This window comes from Halomonas sp. 707D4 (genome assembly GCF_024158685.1).
Classification (GTDB): domain Bacteria; phylum Pseudomonadota; class Gammaproteobacteria; order Pseudomonadales; family Halomonadaceae; genus Vreelandella.
The window spans coordinates 1-5,184 of sequence record NZ_JAMZBD010000219.1 but is presented as its reverse complement, the minus strand read 5'-3'; the positions used below and the strand labels follow the sequence as shown (position 1 = coordinate 5,184).

6 protein-coding genes and 1 pseudogene are annotated in these 5,184 nt (G+C 67.9%); 1 reads left to right on the top strand and 6 read right to left on the bottom strand.

Translation table 11 applies throughout. The annotated features are described in order from the left end of the window. From BIS11_RS10475 to nrdR, 6 genes are all read right to left on the bottom strand, one after another. The coding region (locus BIS11_RS10475; RefSeq protein ID WP_253586018.1) for a thiamine-phosphate kinase at positions 1-583 on the bottom strand (583 nt) is incomplete at its 3' end. Positions 584-613: 30 nt separating this feature from the next. Continuing rightward, entirely contained in the window at positions 614-1,117 is a 504-nt protein-coding gene (nusB, locus tag BIS11_RS10470) for a transcription antitermination factor NusB (protein WP_253419996.1), read from the bottom strand. Then, on the bottom strand, positions 1,114-1,602 hold the full coding sequence (gene ribE / locus BIS11_RS10465; RefSeq protein WP_253419993.1) for a 6,7-dimethyl-8-ribityllumazine synthase: 489 nt from the start codon (positions 1,600-1,602) through the stop codon (positions 1,114-1,116). The genes nusB and ribE overlap by 4 nt, the downstream gene beginning before the upstream one ends. An 87-nt stretch (positions 1,603-1,689) precedes the next feature. Then, positions 1,690-2,838 (bottom strand): bifunctional 3,4-dihydroxy-2-butanone-4-phosphate synthase/GTP cyclohydrolase II, encoded by a 1,149-nt coding sequence (gene ribBA / locus BIS11_RS10460; protein WP_253419992.1) that lies wholly within the window; start codon positions 2,836-2,838, stop codon positions 1,690-1,692. A gap of 98 nt (positions 2,839-2,936) precedes the next feature. Beyond that, positions 2,937-4,106 (bottom strand): bifunctional diaminohydroxyphosphoribosylaminopyrimidine deaminase/5-amino-6-(5-phosphoribosylamino)uracil reductase RibD, encoded by a 1,170-nt coding sequence (ribD, locus tag BIS11_RS10455; protein ID WP_253586017.1) that lies wholly within the window; start codon positions 4,104-4,106, stop codon positions 2,937-2,939. Beyond that, positions 4,106-4,576 carry a transcriptional regulator NrdR gene (gene nrdR / locus BIS11_RS10450; protein WP_253419987.1) on the bottom strand — a complete coding sequence of 157 codons (471 nt, stop codon included), beginning with the start codon at positions 4,574-4,576 and terminating at the stop codon, positions 4,106-4,108. The genes ribD and nrdR overlap by 1 nt, the downstream gene beginning before the upstream one ends. Positions 4,577-4,757: 181 nt before the next feature. Here nrdR and BIS11_RS10445 point away from each other — a divergent pair. Then, positions 4,758-5,184: pseudogene (locus tag BIS11_RS10445) on the top strand (alpha-amylase); the annotation flags it as partial.

Here is a 5,184-nt window from a genome sequence, read left to right as displayed (position 1 = left end):
GATAACGTTTGACGAGCGGATGCGTCATGTCCCGCTCGCCGCGTTGCCATAGCGAAAGCCCGCCGGCACCGCCGCCCAGCGCCCCGGTCACGGCGATGACATCACCGGGCCGAGCGCCGGCCCGGGTCAGCGCTCGGCCGCTGGGCGTCTCGCCCATCACGGTGACGCTGATGCCGAGCGCGCCGGCGGTGACGTCACCGCCGACCAGCACCGTATCGGACGTCTCGCACAGCGCGTGAAAGCCGCGGGCAAAACCCGCGTACCAGGTGGTGGCGGCGGGTTCGTCGGCGAAGGCGTCCGAACGCTGGCTGAGCGCCATCAGGCACCAGCGCGAGCGCGCACCCATGGCGGCCAGGTCGCTCAGCGCCACGGCCAGCGCCCGGTGGCCGATCGCCTCGGCGGGCGCATCGAAGGGGAAGTGGACATCGACCAAGGACGTATCGACGCTGACCACCAGCTGGTGGCCCGGTTCGGGGATGAGCACGGTGGCGTCGTCACCCGCGCCGAGTGCCACGCCGCTGTGCGCGGCGCCCACCCGGGCGGGCTTCAGAAACCGTTCAATGAGATCGAATTCGCCGAGCACGAGGGCTTCTCAACGCAAGACAGCGGCGCCCTACTGACGGCGCGCGCTGACCTCGGCACTGCGCAGGCGAATGGCGAGCTTGTCGAGGATGCCGTTGACGTACTTGTGGCCGTCGGTGGCACCGAAGGACTTGGCAAGCTCCACGCCTTCGTTGATCGCCACCCGGTAGGGGACTTCCAGGCGCTTGGCGAGCTCATAGGCACCAAGGCGCAGGATGGCGAGCTCGATGGCGTCGAGATCCTCCAGGCGGCGATCCAGCAGCGGTGCGATCTCGCGGTCGAGCTCCGCCTTGTGGCGCACGGTTTCGTGCAGCAGCGTGTGAAACAGCGCCTTGTCGGCGATCTGCATCACCTTGACCCAGTTCTCGTGATCCTCGAGATCGTCGTCGGCAAGCTGGCTGCGAAACTCCGCCTCGACGGTCGAGGCGGACTTGCCGGTCATGTGCCACTGGTAGAGCGCCTGGACGGTCAGCTCGCGGGCGGCGCGGCGCCCCTGCTGGGCCGCGCTCGGCTTGCGCGCCTGACGCTCGCTCATGACGGTTCTCCCAGCGGCAGGGCGCGCAGCAGCGAGACCATCTCCATCGCCGCCATGGCGGCTTCGGTGCCTTTGTTGCCCGCCTTGGTGCCGGCGCGCTCGATCGCCTGCTCGATGGACTCGACGGTCAGCACGCCGTTGGCCACGGGGGTGTCGAACTCGAGCTGCAGGTGGTTGATGGCGGTGTTGCAGCCACCGGCCACGTATTCGAAGTGCGGCGTGCCGCCGCGGATGACCGCGCCGAGGGCGATGACCGCGTCCGGCTTCAGGGTCGTGAGCACGCGCTTGACCGCCAGCGGAAGCTCCCAGGCGCCGGGCACGTGGACGATATGGATGTTGTCGGCATCAACGCCGTGGCGCGTCAGGCTGTCCACCGCGCCTTCCACGAGGCTGTCGACCACGTGGTGATTGAAGCGACCGACCACGATCACGTAGCGGCCGTCGACGTCGACGAAGGTACCTTCAACTTGGGAAAGCGATTGCATCTCTTCTCTTCCTACTCGTTAAATCTGCTCTTGAAACCTGCTCGTAACATTCGCTCGTGCGCGCCGGGGCGGGCCCCTGGCGGCGCTCTACCGGGGAGCGTTGTCGTCGGGGCCGAGCCGCTCGACCACTTCGAGATCGAACCCCGAGAGCGCCGAGAACTTCCAGGGCGAGCTCAGAAGACGCATCTTGCCCACGCCCAGATAGCGCAGGATCTGCGAACCGGTGCCGATGGTCAGGTAGTTGCCGGCACCATCGGAGTCGCTGGTGCGCGGCGGCTGCACGCGGCCCAGGAACACGTCGAGCTGCTCCTTGAGATCGACGTTCGGGTGACCCTCGTCGATCAGCACCAGCACCCCGGCGGGGGCGGCTGCGATCTCCTCGAGCGCCTGCTGGGCGGGCCAGCGGCCGGAAGCGGCCTGCTTGAGCCCGAGCACGTCGCGCAGGGTGTCGGCCAGGTGCACGCGCACCGTGGTCACCTCTTCTGGCGACGGGCGCCCCTTGACCAGAGCCAGATGGTGAGCGCCCTGGATACGATCGCGAAACACGTGCAGCATGAGCTCGCCCTGGGTGGTCGCGACCGGCGTCGCCTCGACCAGTTCGACGGTTTGCTCGTTGACCATGCGGTAGTGGATCAGATCGGCGATGGTGCCCATCTTGATATCGTGCTTGCGGGCGAAGGCCTCGAGCTCCGGGCGCCTGGCCATGGTGCCGTCGTCGTTCATGATCTCGCAGATCACGCCGCTCGGATCGCATCCGGCCAGCGCCGCCAGATCACAGGCCGCCTCGGTGTGGCCGGCGCGGCGCAGCACGCCGCCGGGCTCGGCCATCAGCGGAAAGATGTGGCCGGGCTGGACGATGTCGCCGGCACGCGCCCCCGGGGCCACCGCGGCCTGGACCGTGCGTGCGCGGTCGGCGGCGGAAATGCCGGTGGTCACCCCGTCGCGTGCCTCGATGGAGAGCGTGAACTTGGTACCGAAGCCGGAACCGTTGTTGCCCACCATCAGCGGCAGTTCGAGCCGCTCGCAGCGCTCGCGGGTCATGGGCAGGCAGATCAGCCCGCAGGCGTGGCGCGCCATGAAGTTGATGTGCTCCGGGCGCACCTTCTCGGCGGCCATGATGATATCGCCTTCGTTCTCGCGATCCTCATCGTCCATGAGGATCACCATCTTGCCCTGGCGGATATCCTCCACGAGCTCTGTAATCGGGGACAGCCCCTCGGACGAGGTGTTCACCATGGAATCTCCCAAACAGTAACCGCGCGACCCTCATGCGATTCGGCGCGTATGCGATTCAGCGCGTCAGGGTACCTTGACTGCCCCGCGCGCGCCAGATTTTACGTGCCCGGCGCCTGAGCGGCGCGCTCGACGGGTGTTGCGATGATGCGCCAGTCGCGGCCCACGGCGCGCACGTCCTGTATGTCCAGGCGCTTCTGATCCGCCATCTCGGTCAGCCCCGGCAGGGCGAACAGCGGCCGCGCCTCGCCGCCCATGAGCGTGGGCGCGACAAAAAGCTGCAGCTCGTCGACCAGCCCGGCATCGAGCAGGGCACCGGCGAGCGTGGCACCGGTTTCCACCAGCACCTCGTTGACCTGATGGTTGCTTGCCAGAAAGCGCAGCATGTCGGCCAGCGACACCCGCCCAGCCCGGTAGGCGGGCATCACGTGGATGTGCGCACCGGCCGCCTCGAGCTTGCGGCGTTTCTCTTCGCTGTGCGCGTCGGTGGTGATCACCAGCGTCTGGCCCGGCTCGCGCAGGCACGCGGCGGCCAGCGGCAGGCGCAGGGTGGAATCCATGATCACGCGAAGCGGCTGGCGGCGAGCGGTGGCCTCGCCGTCGGGGAGCCCGAGCTGCTCCGGGCGCAGGGTCAGGCGCGAGTCGTCCATGATCACCGACTCCACCCCGCACAGGATCGCGCTCGACCGGGCGCGCAGGCGCTGCACCTGGCGGCGCGCCTCGGGCCCGGTGATCCACTGCGACTGCCCCGAGCCCATGGCGGTGCGCCCATCCAGGCTCATGGCCATCTTGAGCCGCACGAAAGGCAGGCCCCGGCTCATGCGCGAGACGAACCCGGGGTTGAGCGCCCGCGCCTCGTCTTCGAGCAGCCCCACCTCCACGCGGATGCCGGCCTGCTCGAGCAGCGCGATGCCACGCCCGCTCACCTGGGGGTTGGGATCGACCATCGCCACCACCACGCGGGCAACGCCGGCCTCGACCAGCGCCACGGCGCAGGGGCCGGTGCGCCCGGTATGCGAGCAGGGCTCGAGGGTCACGTAGGCGGTAGCGCCGCGCGCGTGCGCGCCTGCAGCGTTCAGGGCGTGGATCTCGGCGTGGGCTTCGCCGGCCCGCACATGGAAACCTTCGCCGACGATACGGGCGCAGGCTCCCTCGTCAGCCACGATCACGCAGCCCACCCGGGGGTTGGGATCGGTGGTGTAGAGCCCCTTGCGCGCAAGCGCAATGGCGCGGGCCATGTAGGCGCTATCATGCGTGGTCAGGTCTTGCATCAGCTCTTCTCGCCTTTCGGGGTCTGCGCCAGCCGGTCGATCTCGGCGCGGAATTCGTCGAGATCCTGGAACTTGCGGTAGACCGAGGCGAAGCGGATGTAGGCGACCTGGTCGAGCCCGCTGAGCGCCTTCATCACCGCCTCGCCGATATCGCGAGCGTTCACCTCGCGCTCGCCCTGGGCGCGCAGCGACTGGCGAATGCGCTCGACGGAGGCCTCGATCGCCTCGGCGCTGACCGGGCGTTTCTCGAGCGCGCGCAGCATGCCGGCGCGCAGCTTGCGCTCGTCGAAGGTTTCCCGGGAGCCATCGGACTTCACCACGCGCGGCATGATGAGCTCGGCGGTTTCATAGGTGGTGAAACGCTCCTGGCAACTGGCGCACTGCCGGCGCCGACGTACCTGATCGCCATCGGCCACCAGGCGCGAATCGGTCACCCGAGTATCGTTGGCACCACAAAAAGGGCAATGCATGGCCGTCAACCTATGATGAGAGCAGTGATAGTAACGTGGGGCGTCGGATCGCGTTATCAAAAAGGGCGCCACGGGCCCACCCTTTTTATTTAACGCGGCCTTAACCTAGCATTGTAACGATTTGGCACACAAGCTGCAGCGTTTGTTACCTTGCCCTTGAAACACCTCGCAGGAGGCGCCCATGACCCACTTCGAACAGACGCTCCATCGCTACCTCGTTCACCTGTACGGCGAGCGCGCCGATGAGGTGGCGCGGCGTATCGGCCAGCACGTGGCGTACTTTCGCGAGGCTCGCGCGCGCGGCGAGAGCCAGGACGGCACTCCGGTGACAAAGGCTCGCCGGGTGACGGACGGCGAGCGCAACGCACCACTTTGGAGCGAGAAGGATCAGTGGGTGATCAGCTACGGTGACTCCATCGTCGCCGACGACACCCCGCCGCTGACGGTGCTTGGCGACTTCCTGCGCCGCCACCTCGACGGCGTGATCAGCGGCGTCCACGTGCTGCCTTTCTTTCCCTGGAGCAGCGACGACGGCTTTTCGGTCATCCACTACCGCGAGGTCAACCCGGCGCTCGGCGACTGGTCGCACATCCGCGAGCTCGCCCGCC